The sequence below is a fragment of the Agromyces neolithicus genome, assembly GCF_039529735.1.
Classification (GTDB): domain Bacteria; phylum Actinomycetota; class Actinomycetes; order Actinomycetales; family Microbacteriaceae; genus Agromyces; species Agromyces neolithicus.
On the sequence record NZ_BAAANJ010000003.1, the window covers coordinates 19,610 to 23,262 of the forward strand.

Annotated in this window: 4 protein-coding genes and 1 pseudogene; 2 read left to right on the top strand and 3 right to left on the bottom strand. The window is 69.9% G+C overall.

The window, feature by feature from the left end; genetic code table 11:
• A pseudogene (locus ABD164_RS05240) lies at positions 1 to 366 on the top strand (TetR/AcrR family transcriptional regulator); the annotation flags it as partial.
• Positions 367 to 483: 117 nt separating this feature from the next.
• Here the strand turns inward: ABD164_RS05240 and trhO are convergent.
• Positions 484 to 1,383, bottom strand: a complete 900-nt coding sequence (trhO, locus tag ABD164_RS05245; protein WP_344294163.1) for an oxygen-dependent tRNA uridine(34) hydroxylase TrhO — start codon at positions 1,381 to 1,383, stop codon at positions 484 to 486.
• A gap of 167 nt (positions 1,384 to 1,550) precedes the next feature.
• On the opposite strand from trhO, the gene ABD164_RS05250 reads away from it, so the two are divergent.
• The gene (locus ABD164_RS05250) at positions 1,551 to 2,093 is read left to right on the top strand and encodes a YbhB/YbcL family Raf kinase inhibitor-like protein (protein WP_344294165.1); all 543 of its coding nucleotides are present in this window, start codon (positions 1,551 to 1,553) and stop codon (positions 2,091 to 2,093) included.
• Between the two features lie 288 nt (positions 2,094 to 2,381).
• Here ABD164_RS05250 and ABD164_RS05255 read toward each other — a convergent pair whose 3' ends face one another.
• A complete protein-coding gene (locus ABD164_RS05255; protein ID WP_344294168.1) occupies positions 2,382 to 2,777 on the bottom strand; it encodes an ArsR/SmtB family transcription factor in 396 nt (131 codons plus the stop codon).
• Between the two features lie 126 nt (positions 2,778 to 2,903).
• A partial coding sequence (locus tag ABD164_RS05260) for an enoyl-CoA hydratase/isomerase family protein (RefSeq protein WP_344294169.1) occupies positions 2,904 to 3,653 on the bottom strand: 750 nt, incomplete at its 5' end.

Here is a 3,653-nt window from a genome sequence, read left to right on the forward strand (position 1 = left end):
CTCGAAGGGTTCGCCGCACTCTGGAACCGCATGCCCGACGTGTTCGCGGCCAACCGCGAGGCGCTGCTCGCGAGCCTCGAGAACACCGTGCGGGTGCTCCGCGACCCCGAGGCGAGTCGGCACCTGGCGCAGGCCGCAGGCGAGGGCTACCGCGGGATCGCCGAGCAACTCCGCGTGGCGCGGCCCGAACTCACCGAGGCCGAGGTCGACGCCGTTGCGAAGCTCGACTTCGTGCTCGTGCAGAGCCTCGGCATCCTCTGGCTGATGAACCCCGAGGGCCTGCCGAGCGGCGACGAACTCGCCCGTGCGGTTGCCGTCATCGCGGGCGACGAGGCGCCTGCGGCCGCCGCCCCGCCGGTCGAGTAGCGAAGCGTAGAGGCGCCTGCGGCCGCCGCCCCGCCGGTCGAGTAGCGAAGCGTATCGAGACCAGTCGACGGGTCTCGATACGCTCCTTCGTCGCTACTCGACCGGCGAGGTGCGTCGCTACTCGACCGGCGACGCGTGCTCCTCGCACGGCGGCAGCACGCACGACCGGCACACGACGCGCTCGGTCGTGCACGAGGCATCCGCGCAGTTCGCCGTTCGGTTGGCGGGGGTGCCGCAGACGACGCACGCGCCGATCACCGCGGCGTGGTCGCTGAACTCGATCGCGCCGCGCTTGTCGAACACATAGAGCGACCCCTGCCAGAGCCCGTCGTCGCCGTAGCGCTCGCCGTAGCGCACGATGCCGCCGTCGAGCTGGTACACCTCGCCGAAACCGCGGCTGACCATGAGGCTCGACAGCACCTCGCAGCGGATGCCGCCTGTGCAGTAGGTGACGACCGGGCGCCCCTTGAGGTCGTCGTGCTTTCCCGAGTCGAGTTCGGCGACGAAGTCGCGCGTCGTCTCGACGTCGGGCACGATCGCGCCCGTGAACCGGCCGATGGCCGCCTCGAGCGCGTTGCGGCCGTCGAAGAACGCGACCTCGTCGCCGCGCTCGGCGACCAGCTCGTGCAGGGCGTCCGGCGTGAGCTTCATGCCGCCGTGGATCACGCCGTCGTCGCTGACGCGCACCTCGCCGGACGCGCCGAACGACACGATCTCGTCGCGCACCTTCACGCTGAGCTTCGGAAAGTCGAGGCTCGCGCCGGTGTCGTCGAGGCCGGTCCCCTCGCTCCACTTGAAGTCGATGTTCTTGAACGGTGCGTACTCGCGGGTCTTGCGCACGTAGCGCTTGAGCGCGCGCAACTCGCCGCCGAGGGTACCGTTCAGCCCGTGCTCCGAGATGAGGATGCGGCCGCGCAGTCCGAGCGACTCGGCGAGGTCGCGCTGCCACAGCCGCACCGCGTCGGGGTCGGCGAGCGGCGTGAAGGCGTAGTAGAGCAGGATCTTGGCGAGCGGCACCCCGAGATTCTACGAGCGGATGCCGCGTGGTTGCCGTGTGCGCTCCGTCGGTCGAGTAGCGCGGAGCGCGCCTCCCTCCGGTCGAGTAGGCGCGCCAGCGCCGTACCGAGACCCCTGTGCGCGCCCGCCGATCGACCGTAGGCTGGCATCGAGCGAGGGAGGCCCGGATGCTCGACTACGACCCGTACGCAGCGCTGCAGGCGCTGAAGCCCATGCCGGCGTTCACCCTGACGAGCGCCGACTTCGCCGAGGGCGATGAGTTGCCGCTACCGCTTCGCGCGTCCGGGCGCGGCGCAGGCGACCGCTCACCGCAGTTGTCGTGGTGGGGGTTCCCGGCTGCCACCCAGAGCTTCGCCGTAACGTGCTTCGACCCCGATGCGCCGAGCGGTTCGGGCTGGTGGCACTGGGCTGTGGCGAACATTCCGGTGACCGTGACGAGTCTCGATGCCGACGCCGGTGAACCGGGAGGGTTGAAGCTGCCGCACGGTGCGCTCGTGCTGCGGAACGAAGACGGTGAGCGCCGTTACGTCGGCTCGAGCCCGCCCGCCGGCACCGGCGTGCACCGCTACTTCTTCGTCGTGCACGCGCTCGACGTCGCCCGCCCGAGGGTCGATCCCGAATCGACGCCTGCCGTGCTCGGCGCGCAGTGCTTCTTCCACGGCCTCGCCCGCGCCGTGCTCACGGGTACGGCAGTGAACCCCGACGGCTGAACGCCCACGCGCATCCGGCGCACCTGGCGCCTTGCCTTCGCGCTTCATGTCCTGGCGCTGCATCGTCGCGCCTTCGCGCTTGACGTCTTGGCGCTGCATCGTCGCGCCTTCGCGCTTGACGTCCTGGGATCGGGTCTTCGCGTGCTCGTATGCTCGTTTGCTCGTGTGCTCAGGTGCTCGTGTCTTGAGCACTACCCTCCCATCTCGAATGCCAGTTCCCCCTCACGATGAGGCGGAACTTTCACACCGATCCGCACAACTCATGACCTGCGGACGACCACCCGTCGTTTACTCGGCATCGGAATCGCGGCGCCCGCGACGACCTTTTCGGCCGGCGCGATGTGCGTGCGGGGTTCGCGAGGGAGCGACGGGCGGAACCGGGATGCGGCCGACATTCGAGCCATAGCGGTGATCCCAGAGCAGGAAGAGTGCCCCGACGGCATGGTCGAGCCGCTCGAGGAAATCCTCTTCGAGCATGTACCAGCGCTCCTGCAGGTCGGGGCGAACCGTGACGACCCCTTCGTCGCGCAGGATGCGCAGGTGGTGCGAGACGGCTGAGCGCGAGACTCCGAATTCGAACGAGATCACATCGTTGAGATTGCCGACCGTGTGCTCGCCGACGGCAAGCACTTCGATGATGCGACGGCGAACCGGCTCGGCGACGATCTCGAAGGGGTGCATCATGCGAGCAGGGTACGCGCCGGCAAGACGTCGCCCGACTTGTTCCCATTCGAGGTGGGTTGCGCGGCAGTCGGTGAACGTGTGGAGGAGGGGTGTGCGACCGCCCCGGCACCGGCCCGATTCAGCTGGTCAGGGTCGGTCGCTCTGATCTGCGCCCGGCGCCGGCCACACCCGCTCGAAGCGCTGCTCGTCGAGCACACGCGCCACGAGCCCGGGCGGCAGGTCGTGCAGTTCGGGCGGGTTCCACCGCGGTCGCCGATCCTTGTCGATGACCTGCGCCCGAATTCCCTCGTGCAGGTCGTGCTGCTCGATGAACCAGGTCACCGCGCGGAACTCCTGCTCGAGCGCGTCTTCGAGCCGCGGCAGCGTGCGCGCCCGGCGCACCGATTCGAGCGTCACCGCTAGGGCCGTCGGCGAGAGCGACTCGAGTTCGTCGGCGGCTGCGGCAGCGTAGGCGAACGCGCCCGGGTCGAGCGGATGTCGCGGGAAGGCGCTCGACGAAGCATCCGATCGCCCTTCGGCGAACGCGCGCAGGCGCGCGATGATCTCCACGACGGTCGGCGCCGAGTAGCAGGCGTCGACCCAGTCGCGCGCGAGCGCGAGTGCTGACGGGCCGGGCGTCTCGTCGAAGAGCATGACGATCTCGGCGGGACTGCCGGGGTCGGCCCGTTCGGCGAGCGCCTGCAGCAGGTGCGGCAGGCGGTCGGACGGCACGTACGCATCGGCGAACCCGGCGTGCAGGGCGTCGGAGGCGTCCATGGTGCGAGCATTCAGCGCGAGGTGCACCCCGAGCTCGCCGGGCGCCTTCGCCAGCAGCCACGATCCGCCGACATCGGGCGTGAACCCGATGCGGGTCTCGGGCATGGCGACCCTCGAGCG

Coding starts and splice junctions, on each gene's coding strand:
- ABD164_RS05250 (WP_344294165.1), top strand. CDS start 1,551: ATGCTCGACTACGACCCGTACGCAGCGCTGCAGGCGCTGAAGCCCATG.
- ABD164_RS05255 (WP_344294168.1), bottom strand. CDS start 2,777: ATGATGCACCCCTTCGAGATCGTCGCCGAGCCGGTTCGCCGTCGCATC.